Source organism: Candidatus Paceibacterota bacterium, from assembly GCA_030583745.1.
GTDB lineage: Bacteria > Patescibacteriota > Minisyncoccia > Phycocordibacterales > BOKC01 > BOKC01.
In genome coordinates this window covers 288904-303624 of the sequence record CP129473.1, presented here as the reverse complement: position 1 = coordinate 303624, position 14721 = coordinate 288904, and the positions used below count along the sequence as shown (strand labels likewise).

Below are 14721 nucleotides of genomic sequence, written 5' to 3'. Positions count from 1 at the left end.
AGACCCGCCTCTTTTTTAACCCTCTATTTCTTTTTGATTTTTAATCCAGTTTGTTTTTCATTTACCTATTCGTACGAATGGGTAAATGAAAGAACTCAGATTTTTAGGAATCTTTCTATTTCTTTCTCGATTTTATTTTGTCCGTTCGGCTTTATCCATTTAATTCTCTTATCTCTCTTAAACCAAGTGCGTTGGCGTTTGGCGTATTGCCAGATGGCGGTTTCCAGAAGTTTTTTCATTTCTTCTTTACTTATTTCTCCTTTCAAATATTTAGCCAAGAAGCGATATTCTAATCCCAGTTCTTCCATTCTTTTGTAACTCAAGCCGTTTTTATGAAGTTTTTTGGCTTCTGAAATCATCCCTTTTTTTATTCTCTCTTCCAGACGTTTTTTTATTTTTTGCTTGAGTTTTTTATCAGGTAAATCTAGACCGATAAAAAGTGGGGTATAGCCACTAGGGTTTAGGGTATAGGGGGGAATTTTTCCGAGATGTTTGGCGATTTCAATAGCACGGATGAGGCGGCGGGGGTTTTTGTAATCAATATTTTTTGCACGTTTTGGATCCAGTTTTTGGAGAATTTTAAAAAGCTCTTCAGTAGATTTTTTCTCTAATTTCTCTCGCAATCCTAAATTCGGAGGAACTTCCGGCAAATTTAAATCGTCAACTAGAGCTTCAATATAAAATCCTGTGCCACCAACAATTATCGGCAGTTTATTTCGCACTACCATATATGGTAGTATTTTTTCTGCTAGTTTTTTGTATTCCGCGACAGTGAATCTTCTTTTCGGATTAGCGACATCAAGTAGATAGTGGGGCACACCCTGCATTTCTCTTTTTGTTATTTTTCCTGTACCGATGTTGAGCCCCTTATAAACCTGCCTCGAGTCAGCAGAAATAATTTCTCCATTAAATTTTTTTGCTAACTCAACAGCAAGCCCACTTTTTCCCGTTGCGGTTGGGCCTATTATTACAATAACCTTTCTTTTTTCTATTTTACTACCGAGCATTTAATCCGACGACTGGCTTATAGTAAGACTAGAGCGATGACCTGGATGGAAACGACAGGTAACCAAGGTATTTTCGATGACTTTTTCTGCCGAGAAATAAGTTGATTCCCCGGGATTAATTACCTCATCAAAGACAAATTCCTCTACCGTGACGGTGTGGGGAACACTTCCTTCATTATAGAATTTTACTATTTCTCCTTTTTTAAAGTTCAGAACATTTCTTGGCATTTCCGGTTCTTTTTGCTTAAAATACATTTCTCCAACAAAAACTAATTTTTCATTTTCCGTTAAATTATTTTCCAGATTTCTTTCTTTGAATGTTTGATTTGGAGCTGAAAATATCTGCAAAAACAGAGTCAAACAAAACAAAATAATCAAAGTCAAAATTAACCCAACAAATTTTTTGTCAGAAACTAATTTCGTCATAAGGGTTTGGTATTACCAAAATTCCATTGCCTCCCCATTGATTTTCACCAAGAGGAATAAAACCAACTGTTTCTAATGTATCTAAGTCAATTATGCCAACGGCGCGGGCAAATTTATTGGAAAAGTATCCATAATATCCGCCACCTGATTTTTTGCCAAAGATAATGCCGTGAGCGCCGGCTGCCGCTGGAATGGTTTTTTCAACCTCAAATCTTTCTAGGGAAATTATACTGATGTCGGCTGTGCCGGTGTTTGCGACAAAAACATATTTTCCGGTCGGTTCTGGAATAGCCCAAATTGGGAAAGTTCCGACCTCCACATCTTTTACTATTTCCATTTTTTCCAAATCAATAAACCTAACTTTGTTTTCAAGGAGAAGACTTACCATTGCGTATTTTCCATCATTGGTAATCTGTGTTGCTAGAGGTAAACCCGGCGCTTCAAAGGTCGCCACTATTTCTTCTTTTTCAAGGTCAATTATGTTTATTTCCTCTGCTAAAGTAGCGGCGACACTCATCCACTTTCCAGAAGGGTCAATCCAAACACCATGTGGTCCGAATGAGGTTGGAATTTCTTCTAGGACGTTCAGTTCGTAATCAGTAATAATAATTTGCGTTTCGTTATTTATCGTCCAGTAAACCCTCTCTTTCTTGGGGTGAACAAAAACGTGAGCCGGCGCATTACCAAGCGGAAGGTTTTTTAAAACCTCTTTTGTTTCTGCGTCTATTTTTGTCACAATATTATGATGCCACTGGGTTTGGAAAATGAATTTGTTATCCGGAGTATTCCAAAGATTGTGAGGGTTATTAAAATCATGGTCTTTGATTATATTTTTGATTTCCCAAGTCTCGGCATCTATAACGGTTATTGTTCCTGGATGTCTTTGTCCGGGGACTATTTCAAACTGGGTATCAACCCAAATTTCTCCAATTCCCGGAGTTTTCGGCAAAACCATTAAATTTTGATCAAGTTTTTCTTTTGGCGGCCAGAGTGATTCTACTGGGGATTTTTCACCAACAGCGATTATTCCTTTCATATATGGATGGGTAGGGCAGAGATATTCGTAAATTCCTTCTTTAGTAAATTTAAAAGAAAATTCGTTTTTATCTTCAATGTGGCCTATTGGTCTAAAGCCACTAGAAAAAATTTCTGGTCCAGAGATCGCCAGTATCGGGTGGGTGTGGATATGCTTGTAATTGTCGCCACCATTCTCTTCGTGAGCGTTTATTTTTTTTAAAAAAATCGATTCAAGAGTATTTCTTAGGTGACGGTCGTTTTCTGATTTATTTGTATTTTTGCAATGTTTCCAAATGACGGTATCTCCTTTTTTTATTTCTAAAACTTCAGGATGGAACCATGGCGGAATTTCATCTATACAAACATAATAATTTTTGTCGGAAGTAGCAAAAGGTTTTGTGATTAAGACAGCTGATAAAATAACGAGTAAAACAAGCGCGCTAAAGATTATTTTTTCGGTTTTGTTTTTGTTACCGCTATTAGGGGGATTTGGATTTATGTTTTTAGCATTAGCTTTTTTTTGTTCGTTTTTATTTTTCAGTTTAAAGGAAAAAACAAAATATCCCCCGGTAATCGCCAAGAGAACAGCTAAAACGTAGATATTTATCCAGACGAAATATGGCATAGAAAACTGCTTTAACATCGCAAAAATAAAAGTACTGTACCAAGAGGCGATTGAAATTCCACCCGCCGAAACCAAAAGCATGAATTTATTACCTAAGGATTTTTTGTTTAGTTTTTTACCGACTGATTTTGACAAGAAAGGCAGAATAATAGAATGGAAGACAACACCGTTTGTTATTATCACACCAACAATTGTCAGTTTTGCTAAAAATCGGGGATTAGACAGAAGCGGTATACTGCCTGTTGTGACGTGTGAATAAATTAAAAATCCCGCTCCCGAAATGACCAAGATAGAAATTCCAGCCCACATCAACCTCGACAAAGTTTTTAACAAGTTCAATTCGTCATCTGTAATTTTTTTGTCTTTTAGACTTCTAAAAAATAGGGCATCGGATGCCGTGGCGCCACCAATGCCGATAGCAAATCCCAAGAGATGTAGGATTCTCAAAATCAAATAAATATCCATTTTTAAATTATAGCAAAGTTAAAGACCAAATTCTCTTGGTTTACTATTCCGTACAAAATGCTGGAGGGGAGAATCGAACTCCCACGGGTTACCCCACACGATTTTGAGTCGTGCGCGTCTACCAATTCCGCCACTCCAGCTTGTCTGATGAAAATATTATATTAAATCAGGGTAAATTTCAATTTTCTATAAAAGGGAATTATGCTAAAATTAGCTTATAAAAAAATAATAGTATGCAACCAAAGCCATCAGAATTTTACAACAATTCAGTTTTCTGGATTGAAGTAGACAAAATCAAGCCAAATCCATTCCAGCCAAGAAGGGAGTTTGACGAAATCGCACTCCGTAGTCTGGCTGAATCAATCAGGCAATATGGTGTACTTCAAGCCCTTGTGGTAACAAGGAGAGAGATTATTCATCCGGACGGCGGTCTTTCAACGGAATATGAGCTTATCGCTGGCGAGAGGCGTTTGAGGGCGGCAAAACTGGCCGGTCTTTCGCAGGTGCCAGCTCTAATTAGGGCGTCAGAAGATACGGACTTGATGAAATTGGAGCTTGCCATTATCGAGAATATCCAGCGCGAGGATTTGAGTCCGGTGGACAGGGCTAGAGCTTTTCATCGATTAGCTGAAGAATTCAAATTCAAGCAGAATCAAATTGCCGAGAAAGTTGGAAAGAGTAGGGAATATGTTGCCAACACAATCAGAATTCTGACTTTGCCGGACGAAATTCTAGACGCATTGAATCAAGGTAAAATCTCTGAAGGCCATACGCGACCTCTGATGATGCTTTCTGAAAAACCGGAAGAACAAACAGCTCTTTTTAAAGAAATCATAGACAGGAAATTGACAGTTAGGGACAGCGAGGCGATCGCCAGAAGAGTTGCTGTTGAAAGAGCTAGGAAAAGAGATTTAAGCCCTGAAATTAAAGCTCTGGAGAATGAGCTAAGTGAGACTTTCGGTACTAGAGTTCTCATAGAGAAAAAGCAGATTGGCGGAAAAATTTTGATTGATTTCTTTTCTGACTCAGATTTGGGAACGATTTTGGATTTAATAAATGCTGGCAAGATTAATTTGTCGTCTCAAGGTGAGGTTGTTCAGGGTGGAGAGGAGGCGGGTAAGTTAGCTGAAACGGACACACCTCCAGAAACAGAAGCGGTTGCTCCGTTGGATGACAGAAGCCGTGAGGAAAAAGAAAACGAAGAAATTTATTTTATCAAAAACTTTTCTGTCTAGCGCTTTTTTTTAGACTCCTTTTTAGACTCCGACCTTTTGTTGGCATCGGATAATGTCGATTTTATTTTTTTCTGCGCCAATGCTGTTTTAGCATCTTCGAGCCATTTTTGACTGGGGTGACTTCCTTGTCTTGTAAGAATTTCAACGATATCGCCATTTTTCAGGTTGGAACTTAGGGCTGAAAATTTGCCATTGATCTTTGCCCCAAACATATGATCACCGACATCTGAATGAATCGCGTAAGCAAAATCAACCGGCGTGGCATCAAATGGCAGATCCATAACATCTCCTTTAGGTGTGAAAACAAAAATTCGCTCCTTGAAGAAATTAGATTTTAATTCTTCTTCAAATTTTTCCTGACCAAATTCCGATTGAAATTCAGCTAATTCTTTGACCCAGAGCGGGATGTCATCTTTTTCTTTTTCACTATCATTCTTATTTTTTTTGCCGACGTAAGGTAGGAGATGAAAAACCCAAGCCAAGCCCCAAGGGTTTTTTTTCCCATCCCCTTTGTAAGAAATATGGGAAGCGACTCCGAACTCGGCTTCTTTGTGCATTTCTTCTGTTCTTATTTGTATTTCGGCTATACCACCGTCACCGGTAAAAATTGTGGTGTGAATACTTCTATACCCATTAGGTTTTGGGTCGGCAATATAGTCTTTAATCCTGCCGGGTAGAGGACGCCAGAACTCGTGTATTACTCCTAGGACTTTATAGCAATCAGCCACATCTTTAACCACGATTCTCAAAGCATAAATATCGTAAATTTTTTCTATATCCATATCGTACTTTTTCAGTTTTCGAAAAAGACTAAAGATTCCTTTAAGTCGGAAATCAGCTTTTAGTATCCGTATCCCTTCTTTTGCCAACTTTATTTGTAAAGCTCGGTAAATTTTTTCAAGTCGTTTTTGGGTGTCCTTGCTTTTCTGCTTGGTCAACTCTTTTACTTCCTTGTATTCTTTTGGAAAAACATAAGGAAAAGATAAGTCTTCTAGTTGTTTTTTTAGCTGTCCAATTCCGAGGCGGTAGGCAATAGGAGCATAAATTTCTAAAGTTTCTTCGGCGATTCGCTTTTGTTTGTGAGGTAGAACATGTTCCAAGCTCCGCATGTTATGAAGCCGGTCAGCTAATTTAACTAATATAACTCTTATATCTTGTGACATGGCGACAAAAAGTTTTCTTAAACTTTCACTATGTCTTTTGACACCACGATATTTAATTTTCCCGAGTTTTGTTACGCCTTCAACTAAAAAAAGAATTTCTTTGTCGAATTCTTTCTCAAACTCTTCTCTACTGATAAGCGCGTCCTCCAAAACGTCATGAAGCAGGCCCGCGGCAATAGTTTTTGGTCCAACACCGAGCTCGGCTAAAATTTTTGCCGTTTCAAATGGATGAATAAAATAATCTTCTCCCGACATTCTTTTTTGTCCGTCGTGAGCTTTTTTAGCAAATTCAAAAGCATTTTTAAGAAGCTCTGTGTCTTTTTTGGAAAAACCGCTAGTTAGAGAAATAATTTCTTCTAATCTCGGTTCTTTAGATACAATCATTCTTTCATAATACTATAAACTTGCGAAAGGGGAGAGTGAAGAGCGATCCCAAGCCCCCCCCTATACTTTAATTAGGTGGTCGGTTTTTGTATTTTATCGTTTGGTTTATGCGGATTATGATTAGGACAATTTTTATCCGAACATCTTTCTGGGATTGTTTTTGGTCACAAATATTTTACTCGCCGCCGCTCGTAAAACTTCGCGACCCCGGCTCGCTGCCTCGCGAGCTCGCTCGGCATCGCTCCGCCCGACAAAAACAATCTACGCACGCAACGCAGGTTGCGTGCTCCCCTGAAGACTATTTGTTTAGTTTATGCGGATTATGATTAGGACAATTTTTATCCGAACATCTTTCTGGGATTGTTTTTGTCCCTTCCATCATAAGTGAACCACAGAGCTTACAGATTTCGCCGGTCGGTTTTGATTTGATTGTAAATTTACATTTCGGATAATTTGTGCAAGCGTAAAAAACTCCGAAACGTCCGCGTTTTTCTGTCAGCTCTCCTCCGCCATCTGGCGAATTACATTCTGGGCATTTGACACCGGTTGAGGCCTTCTTTTCTGCCTCCGGGTCTTTTTTGATAAATTTGCATTTTGGATAGCGATTACAAGAAACAAACCGGCCGTATCTACCGTCTCTTTCTATGAGCCGACCCTTACTGCATTCTGGGCAGTCTTCGCCGGTTTCTTTTGGACCTTGAAGTTCCTCACCTTCAATTGTTCTAGCACCGCTACATTCTGGGAATTTTTCACAGCTTAAAAACTTTCCAGACTTGCTAAGTTTGATAATCATGGGACTTTTACATTTTGGACATTTGAGTTTCGCGTCCGCTTTCCCCAGATTGGTTATTTTTTCCATTTTTTCTTTTGATTTTACTTCTTTAAGAAAAGGTTTATAAAAATCCCCCAAAATTTCTTCGTATTTTAATTTTCCTTGCGCGACAAGGTCGAGCTTATCTTCCATCTCCGCGGTGAAAGTATCGCTTACGTATTGAGTAAAATTTTCTTCCAAAAAAGTGCTGACCACGTCGCCCGTATCAGTGGGGAACAGGGCTTTTCCGCCAGTTTCCGGACGTTTCTCAACATAACCGCGATCTTGAATGGTTTTAATAATGGAAGCGTAGGTTGAAGGCCGGCCGATTCCTCTTTTTTCCAATTCCTTAATTAAGCCGGCTTCAGTATAACGCGACGGCGGCTGTGTTTCTTTTTCTTCAGTTTTGATTTCTTGAAGAAACAACTCTTCACCCTCGGAAACTTTGGGCAAGATCAGATCTTCTCCTTTGGCAGCCGAGTCAACTTTAAGCCAGCCGTCAAAAATAATTCGGGAGCCAGTGGCGTAAAATTCCGGTATGTCAGATTCGGTGGTCTTTGCGGTTATTTTGCTTCTCAAGATTTTAGCGTCCGACATTTGCGAACTTACAGTTCTTTGCCAAATCAGTCTATATAATTTTTTCTGGTCTTCATTTTGGCCCGCCATTTCTTTGCTGGCATCTGATGGTCGAATAGCTTCGTGAGCTTCTTGGGCGGATTTGCTTTTGGTCTTGTAGTTTCTTGGTGAAAAGTAGTCTTTACCGTATTTTTCGTTGATGATTTTGGCAATTTGGGCTTGAGCAGACGAACTTAAGTTTGTACTGTCCGTTCTCATGTATGTAATCAGTCCGGCCTCATAAAGTTTTTGCGCGACGGACATGGTTTTTGCCGGAGAAAAGCCGAGTCGCGAGCTCGCGGTTTGTTGAAGCGTTGAGGTGATAAAGGGTGCCCTCGGCGATCTTTTTGCTTCGCTCTCTTTTACTTCCTTAACTCGCCACTTCGCCACCTTGCCGTTTTCCAGAATTCTTTGAACCTCTTGAAAATCGGTTGGTTCTTCCGAACAAGTCAGGGTGAGAGGTTCTTTATTCTTATTTAATACGTCTGCCGTTATGACCCAAAATTTATGAGATTCAAAAGCTCTGATCTCTCGCTCGCGCTCCATTATTATTCGAAGTGCGGGGGATTGAACTCGGCCGGCTGAAAGTCCATACCGAACTTTTTTCCAAATAAGCCCAGAAAGGTCATAGCCGACAAGTCGATCGAGAACCCTTCTCGCTTCTTGGGCTTCTTTTAGATTTATATCAATTTTCCTCGGATGTTTTAAAGCTTCCAACACCGCATCTTTTGTAATTTCATAAAAAACTATCCTTTTAGGATTTTTCAAATCAGCGGCTTTAGAAATATGCCATGCAATGGCTTCGCCCTCTCGATCTGGATCGGTTGCTAACAAAATTTCGTCGGCCTTTCTCGCCGAGTTTTTAATTTCCGCAACCACTCTTTCTTTGCCCGGGGAAATTTCATAATGTGGCACGAAGCCAGCTTCAATATCTATAGCTTTTTTATTACTTTTTGGCAGATCGCGGATATGGCCAATTGAGGCCTTAACCGTGTAGCCCTTGCCCAGATATTTTGAAATTGTTTTCTCTTTAGCAGGCGACTCTACTATGACTAGTGTAGTTGTCATGGGATTAAGTAATATATTAAAACATTTTTTTTAGCAAGCCCTCACATCAAGTTTGCCATTGTTTGCCATCGTTGCAATGTGTTTTTTTACTGAACTTTTTATGTAATTTTTATATATGTTTTGTTGTGGATATGATATCGATTATTTTGTCTAAATATCATTTTCCGATTTTTGTTGATGTTTCGAAATTTTTATAGAATCAGAGCACTATCATACTATATAGTATAGTAGTGTTTAGTGGGTCGGGTTTTTTAATAAAATTTAAAAAACAACCCCGCGCTTACTCAACCTTAACTCAAGTGTAAAACATTGCTGATTGGATCTGCGGGTCATTTTCTACAACCAAAAAAAAGCGCGGGCGAGAATTCGCCCGCGCGTTGAATGCGTCGGTCTAGGATGACGGCTTTTGGATTTCTCCGGGCCAGTCAAACTGTTGACGGAAGAGCTCTTCCACCCCTTCTCGCCACTCTTCCTCCGGATTGCTCGGATCTCCGCGGCTGATCAAGTCCGCCGTGTCGGAGAGAACGTGGAACTTGAAGATCGGCAGGAAGATTCCGAGAGTATCCCTCGAGCGGAAGGTGATGAGATTCAACCCTTCCGGCCAGACTGATTCAACCACCCAGACGAAGCCGTCTTGGAATCTGACCAAATCGCCGGCTTCGCCGAGGCGCCAGTGGCTCACATCAATCCCCGAATTCATCCGTTCGATGTCCTCGGGCGAGAGATTTGTGATCTTGCCGCCGAGCAGCTTGACCATCTCTTTCTCCCACTGGTGCCATGGGTTTTCTGTCTGTTCCGGCTCCGGCTTCTGAATTTGCTGTTGTTCTTGAAGTACCGGTGGTTTGTCTGGTTGTTTTCTCGTTGCCACTTGATGTGGAGAGTCAAGGAGCAACCAAAAAACAGGAGCGCCAAAAATAAAGAGTATCAAAGCAACGAAAGTGATATCCATTGTGAGAGAGCCGGACTTTCCCATCTTCGCCTCCTTTTTTTCGGAGAAGCCACAAGCCCTCCTTTTTTCCGTTGAGATATTACCAAATAAGGAATAAGTTGCAAGAAAAAGAAACCCCCTGCCAGTCGGAACCAATAGTTTTCTCTCTTTCCTTCTTTTCTGTAGTCTCAAAATATAGCTAAAATCGGGATTTTTTTAATGTCTATTTTTCAGGGCATTTTTAATGGTTTCCGGATCGGAGTATTCAAGTTCGGTGCCAAGCGACAAGCCCTTGCCTAAAGATGAAATTTTAAAGCCAAATTTTTTTGAAAGCGGTTCTATTTGTTTTTTGACAAACTCGGCGGTGTTTTCACCTTCCGGATTGAAGTCGGTCGCTAAAATTATTTCGCCAACATGTTTTCCGTGTCCCAGTTTTTCCAAATAATTTAGAAGTTCTATGATTCTAATCTTTTTTGCCGGTTCTTTTTCCAAAATCGGCAAACTGCCGCCCAAAACAAAATATCGCCCCTTAAACTCACCGGCTTTTTCTATATTTTCAATATCCAAATCTCGACTGACAATCATCAAAATTTTCTCTCGTTTTCCGTCACTACAAATTGAGCAGAGATTTTTATCATTTGGGTTGAAGAAGAAACGAAAACATTCGTGGCAAGCTGAAGCGCTTTTTTTCAGCAAATCTATTTCTTGAATCAGTTTTTTTGTGAAAACCGGATTTTGCCCGAGCAAAAAATAAACAAATCTTTTGGCTTGCTTCTGCCCAACTCCGGGGAAACGCGAAAAAAGTTCGGCAAGTTTTGTAATTTGCTCGGTCATTTTAGAAATCTTCAGATGAAAGTTCGGCGCCACCAAAATTACTTTTATCTATATTTTGGAAAGTCGCTTTTTTGTCGTTGAAATAAAGTTCAACTTTGCCAGTTTCGCCGTTGCGATGCTTTTCAATCAAAATTTCAGCAATGTTGGTTTTATCCGAATCTTCTTTGTATCTATCTTCGCGGTGGATAAACATTACAACATCCGCATCTTGTTCTAATGATCCTGAATCACGAAGATCCGAAAGTCGAGGCCGACCACCACGCGACTCCACCGCTCTAGAAAGCTGGGAGAGTGCTAAAACCGGAATATCAAGTTCGCGCGCCAAATGTTTTAAGGACCTTGAAATTTCAGTCACTTGCTGGACCAGATTGTCGTTGGCTCTGGCGCCGACTGGCACCATAAGTTGAAGATAGTCAACAATCAAAAGCTTCAAGCCCTTTTCGGCTTTTAGTCGTCTTGCTACCGCTCGCATTTTTAAGATATTACTACCCGGCTGGTCGTCGATAAAGATTGGGGCTTGGGAGAGTTTGTCCAGAGACTGACGGATAGCGGCGAAATCTTCCTCACGCGAGAGTTTTCCAGTTCGCAATTTCCAAGCGTCAACTTGAGCTTGAGCGGCAAGCAGTCGATCTACTAGTTGTTGCGAGCTCATTTCCAGAGAAAAGATTCCGACTGGATTTCCATGATTGACGGCAGTCTGTCGAGCGATATCAAGTGCCAAGGAGGTTTTTCCCATTGACGGTCTGGCGGCCAAAATTATCAAGTCGGAATTTTGTAGGCCGGCTAGTTTGTGGTCAATTTCTGGAAAACCGGTCGGTACTCCGCGGTGTTCACCTTTCATATTGTGCAATCTATCCAAACGCTCCCAGGCCTCTGACAGTTCGTTTTTCAATTCGGAAAAACGAAAAGTGCTACCTGTGGATGTTATTTCAAAGACTTGTTTTTCAGCGCGGTCTAAAATTTCTTCCAATTCTGACGCTTCGTCATATCCCAAATTGGCGATTTGTTCGGAGGCCTCAATCAGAAGTCGCATAATGTGTTTTTTTCTGACTATTTCAGCGTAATGACGGACGTTGGTGGCGGTTGGAACGCCATTGGCAATTTCTGTCAGATAGCTCGCCCCTCCAATTTCTTCTAGCACTTTTTTCTCCGCCAAACGCGAAGAGACCGAGAGTAAATCAATCGGATTGTTTTTCTTGAAAAGATCCATCATCGCCTCAAAAATCAAGCGATGTTTTCTGGCGTAAAAAGTCGTTGGCGCGATGATGTCTATAATTTCATAGAGAGTATCACTCCGGAGCATTATTGAACCAAGAAGGGCTTTTTCAGCATCTAGAGACTGCGGTGGGATTCTTAGGTTGAAAGGTTGCTTTGCCATTAATCTCATATTACCATAAGGCAATTACCCGACAACGTTTTTAGTATTTAAAAGCTGTTAGCAATATGTGGAAAGCAGTAATTTTAGCAGCCGGCAGGGGAACCAGAATGGGGGACTTGACCAATGGAACTCCAAAGCCACTTTTAAAAGTGTTGGGCAAAACCCTTCTTGAGCGGAAGCTTGATGAGTTACCGGAAAGCATTCACGAAATAATTATTATTGTTGGTTATCACGGCGAACAGATTATTGAATCTCTGGGAGACCAATACAAAGACAAAAAAATTTCTTACGTTTGGCAGAAAGAATTGAAGGGAACCGCTCATGCCCTGTGGCAGGCGAAAGGCCTTTTAAAAGGAAGATTTTTAGTTTTGATGGGTGATGATATTTACTGCAAAGAAGATATTGATGCGTGCCTCAAAGAAGATTGGGCGGTTTTAGTGAAAGAAGTTGATTTTTTGGAAGCCGGCGGAAAAGTTGTTTTGAATCCGGACGGCAGTTTGAAAGACATTGTTGAAGGCGCGCACCATCACGAACACAACGCTTTGGTAAATGCCGGACTTTATGTTTTAGGTCCGGAAATTTTTGATTATGATTTAGTCCAAATTCCCGGCAAGACAGAATATGGTTTACCGCAAACACTTATTCCACTTTTGGGAAAATTCTCAATAAAAGTTGTTAAAAGCAAATTCTGGCTCTCCCAAACAGCTCCGAACGATTTGGAAACAGCGGAGAAAGAATTGCTTTCTGGAACTCGGGAATCCAAAACTTGACAAGAGGGTAGTAATCTGCTAGGTTTTTAAGAGATGTAATCTCTGGCATTGTGCTGGAGAAAAAGCTCCCTTCAGAAAGAAGAAAGGAGATTGTAAGTGTTCATAAAAAATGGTCGTCAGCGAATGAAGATGATCAGATCAATGGCCTTGAAGCCAGAAGATGAACTTCTCCTTCTTGTGTTAGAAAGAAGGCAACGCTATCAGAAGATGAGAGCAGGGGTGAGAGGAATGGAAGTACCAGATTTTCTCCTCCAGGCATCTTTCTCGTTGTGGCATGATACAGAATACGCTCTGTCTATCAGGCAAGGATTCTATGATCCTAAATCTCCTCTTATTCAAAGAATACTGAGGTCAGCACACAATGAGATGGCTAAGGAACTGACAGCTCAAGATCTGGATGCTTTGAGGCGCCGTACGCTCAAGGTTCTTGAGAATTTTAGTGAAGAAATTCCGCTTGAGTTCGGCTGTGTCATACGTTTTCTCGGAGAAAATGAAATCATCTAGTCGAACTCACATGGTCAAGACACAAGGCGTCCCCGCATCTTACGGTCGGACGCTTTTTTTATATTTTTTGTATTAACATCCCCACGTCGTGTTGATGAATCCGATGTTAAATATTAGCAATTCTTTATCACCGGCCCTTTGTTTGTGTCTTTAATTTCAAAACCCTTCTTTTCTATTTCACTCCTTAATCTATCGGCTTCACCCCAGTTTTTTTCTCGGCGGGCTTTTTCTCTTTGCTCGACCAAACTTTTGACTTCAGAAGGAATTGTGATCGATTCTTTTTTGAGAGTCGCCAAGCCCAGCCCGAAAACTTTATCCATTTCCAGAACAGTTTTTTTCTTGTCTTGAGGTGTTAAACTTTCATCTTTCAAGACCTCCCAAAGAATTGCAAGAGCTTTTGGGGTATTTAAATCATCATTGACAGCTTCTTTAAATTTCTTCAAATGTCTGTCTGACATTTTTCCTTTACTTTTGATTTCTTGAATTTGATTTTTAATTTTTTCAAAAGCAGTTTGCGAGGCCTCAAGAGCGTCCCAAGAAAAAGAAATAGGGGAGCGATAATGCGCGCCTAAAAGCCAATATCGGAAAGCCAGCGGGTCAAATCCTTTTTCTTCAATTTCTGTTAGCGTTATGGTGTTACCGAGCGACTTTGCCATTTTACCTTCGGGCATTATCAGGTGTTCGTTGTGCATCCAAAAGTTGGCCATCTTTTTTCCGTTTACCGATTCACTTTGAGCAATTTCATTATTATGGTGAATCGGAATGTGTTCTATGCCACCAGTATGGATGTCAAAAGTTTTACCAAGATATTTCTCGCTCATTACCGAACACTCAATGTGCCAACCGGGAAAACCTTTGCCCCAAGGGCTATCCCAACCGATTTTTTCATTCATTTTCCACAAAACAAAATCTCTCGGATTTTTCTTTTTTTGATTCTTGCCGATACGGGTTTCTTGAATTTCCGACAGGCCGCCAAGTTTTCCATAAGCCGGAAATTTTTCGGTCTCAAAATATACTCCGTCGTCTAAAATGTAAACATATCCCTTTTTTTCCAGTTTTTTTATGAACTCAATATCTTCAGATATGTGGTCGCTGGCAAAGGGAAACTTGAAAGGGGAGAGAGTATTTAATTTTTTTCTATCATCGAGATAAAACTCGGCGTATTTTTCTCCGAGTTTTTTCATGTTTTCAAGAGTTAGGGCCAGCCCCTCTTTTTTAAGTCCTTTAGTCATCTTATCTTCGCCGGAATCAGCGTCAGAGGTCAGGTGGCCAAAGTCGGTAATGTTTACGACCTGCCGGACTTTTAGGCCGTTGAATTCCAAAGTCCGGCGCAAAATATCCCAGATGACCGCTGAACGAAGGTTGCCGATATGCTGGCGGTCATAGACGGTCGGACCACAGCTGTAGATTTGTACTGCTTTCTTTTTTATCGGACGAAAATTCTCTTTTTTGCGAGTCAGAGTGTTGAAAAATTTAATCATTGAGATTTCA

12 protein-coding genes and 1 tRNA gene are annotated in these 14721 nt (G+C 40.5%); 3 read left to right on the top strand and 10 right to left on the bottom strand.

Annotation, left to right across the window (positions count from 1 at the left end; genetic code table 11):
- Positions 1 to 95: 95 nt before the first annotated feature.
- From miaA to QY304_01565, 4 genes are all read right to left on the bottom strand, one after another.
- Positions 96 to 1007 (bottom strand): tRNA (adenosine(37)-N6)-dimethylallyltransferase MiaA, encoded by a 912-nt coding sequence (gene miaA / locus QY304_01580; GenBank protein WKZ26774.1) that lies wholly within the window; start codon positions 1005 to 1007, stop codon positions 96 to 98.
- Entirely contained in the window at positions 1008 to 1433 is a 426-nt protein-coding gene (locus QY304_01575; GenBank protein ID WKZ26773.1) for a hypothetical protein, read from the bottom strand.
- Positions 1414 to 3540, bottom strand: coding sequence for a hypothetical protein (locus QY304_01570; GenBank protein WKZ26772.1), 2127 nt, complete (start codon positions 3538 to 3540; stop codon positions 1414 to 1416). Before QY304_01570 ends, QY304_01575 begins: the two co-directional genes overlap by 20 nt.
- 58 nt (positions 3541 to 3598) lie before the next feature.
- Positions 3599 to 3680 (bottom strand) — tRNA-Leu (locus tag QY304_01565).
- A gap of 93 nt (positions 3681 to 3773) precedes the next feature.
- Between QY304_01565 and QY304_01560 the strand changes: the two genes are divergently transcribed.
- On the top strand, positions 3774 to 4775 hold the full coding sequence (locus tag QY304_01560; GenBank protein WKZ26771.1) for a ParB/RepB/Spo0J family partition protein: 1002 nt from the start codon (positions 3774 to 3776) through the stop codon (positions 4773 to 4775).
- Here the strand turns inward: QY304_01560 and QY304_01555 are convergent.
- The 5 genes from QY304_01555 to dnaB form a co-directional block, all read right to left on the bottom strand.
- Complete coding sequence (locus QY304_01555) at positions 4772 to 6322, bottom strand: RelA/SpoT family protein (protein WKZ26770.1); 1551 nt, start codon at positions 6320 to 6322, stop codon at positions 4772 to 4774. The genes QY304_01560 and QY304_01555 overlap by 4 nt on opposite strands.
- Before the next feature lie 298 nt (positions 6323 to 6620).
- The gene (topA, locus tag QY304_01550) at positions 6621 to 8816 is read right to left on the bottom strand and encodes a type I DNA topoisomerase (GenBank protein WKZ26769.1); all 2196 of its coding nucleotides are present in this window, start codon (positions 8814 to 8816) and stop codon (positions 6621 to 6623) included.
- Positions 8817 to 9207: 391 nt separating this feature from the next.
- Positions 9208 to 9936: a hypothetical protein gene (locus QY304_01545; protein ID WKZ26768.1), complete on the bottom strand. Its 729-nt coding sequence runs from the start codon at positions 9934 to 9936 to the stop codon at positions 9208 to 9210.
- 24 nt (positions 9937 to 9960) lie between these two features.
- A complete protein-coding gene (locus tag QY304_01540) occupies positions 9961 to 10578 on the bottom strand; it encodes a toprim domain-containing protein (protein ID WKZ26767.1) in 618 nt (205 codons plus the stop codon).
- 1 nt (position 10579) lies between these two features.
- Positions 10580 to 11956, bottom strand: a complete 1377-nt coding sequence (gene dnaB / locus QY304_01535; GenBank protein ID WKZ26766.1) for a replicative DNA helicase — start codon at positions 11954 to 11956, stop codon at positions 10580 to 10582.
- A 65-nt stretch (positions 11957 to 12021) separates the two neighbouring features.
- On the opposite strand from dnaB, the gene QY304_01530 reads away from it, so the two are divergent.
- Both QY304_01530 and QY304_01525 read left to right on the top strand, forming a co-directional pair.
- Positions 12022 to 12726 carry a sugar phosphate nucleotidyltransferase gene (locus QY304_01530; GenBank protein WKZ26765.1) on the top strand — a complete coding sequence of 235 codons (705 nt, stop codon included), beginning with the start codon at positions 12022 to 12024 and terminating at the stop codon, positions 12724 to 12726.
- A 123-nt stretch (positions 12727 to 12849) separates the two neighbouring features.
- Positions 12850 to 13230, top strand: a complete 381-nt coding sequence (locus QY304_01525) for a hypothetical protein (GenBank protein ID WKZ26764.1) — start codon at positions 12850 to 12852, stop codon at positions 13228 to 13230.
- A gap of 113 nt (positions 13231 to 13343) precedes the next feature.
- On the opposite strand, the gene cysS is transcribed toward QY304_01525, so the two are convergent.
- Entirely contained in the window at positions 13344 to 14711 is a 1368-nt protein-coding gene (gene cysS, locus QY304_01520; protein ID WKZ26763.1) for a cysteine--tRNA ligase, read from the bottom strand.
- Positions 14712 to 14721: the final 10 nt, after the last annotated feature.

Bases quoted from the DNA above. Each gene is read 5' to 3' on its own strand.
- miaA (WKZ26774.1), bottom strand. From the start codon at position 1,007: ATGCTCGGTAGTAAAATAGAAAAAAGAAAGGTTATTGTAATAATAGGC.
- QY304_01575 (WKZ26773.1), bottom strand. From the start codon at position 1,433: ATGACGAAATTAGTTTCTGACAAAAAATTTGTTGGGTTAATTTTGACT.
- QY304_01570 (WKZ26772.1), bottom strand. From the start codon at position 3,540: ATGGATATTTATTTGATTTTGAGAATCCTACATCTCTTGGGATTTGCT.
- QY304_01560 (WKZ26771.1), top strand. From the start codon at position 3,774: ATGCAACCAAAGCCATCAGAATTTTACAACAATTCAGTTTTCTGGATT.
- QY304_01555 (WKZ26770.1), bottom strand. From the start codon at position 6,322: ATGATTGTATCTAAAGAACCGAGATTAGAAGAAATTATTTCTCTAACT.
- topA (WKZ26769.1), bottom strand. From the start codon at position 8,816: ATGACAACTACACTAGTCATAGTAGAGTCGCCTGCTAAAGAGAAAACA.
- QY304_01540 (WKZ26767.1), bottom strand. From the start codon at position 10,578: ATGACCGAGCAAATTACAAAACTTGCCGAACTTTTTTCGCGTTTCCCC.
- dnaB (WKZ26766.1), bottom strand. From the start codon at position 11,956: ATGGCAAAGCAACCTTTCAACCTAAGAATCCCACCGCAGTCTCTAGAT.
- QY304_01530 (WKZ26765.1), top strand. From the start codon at position 12,022: ATGTGGAAAGCAGTAATTTTAGCAGCCGGCAGGGGAACCAGAATGGGG.
- QY304_01525 (WKZ26764.1), top strand. From the start codon at position 12,850: ATGAAGATGATCAGATCAATGGCCTTGAAGCCAGAAGATGAACTTCTC.
- cysS (WKZ26763.1), bottom strand. From the start codon at position 14,711: ATGATTAAATTTTTCAACACTCTGACTCGCAAAAAAGAGAATTTTCGT.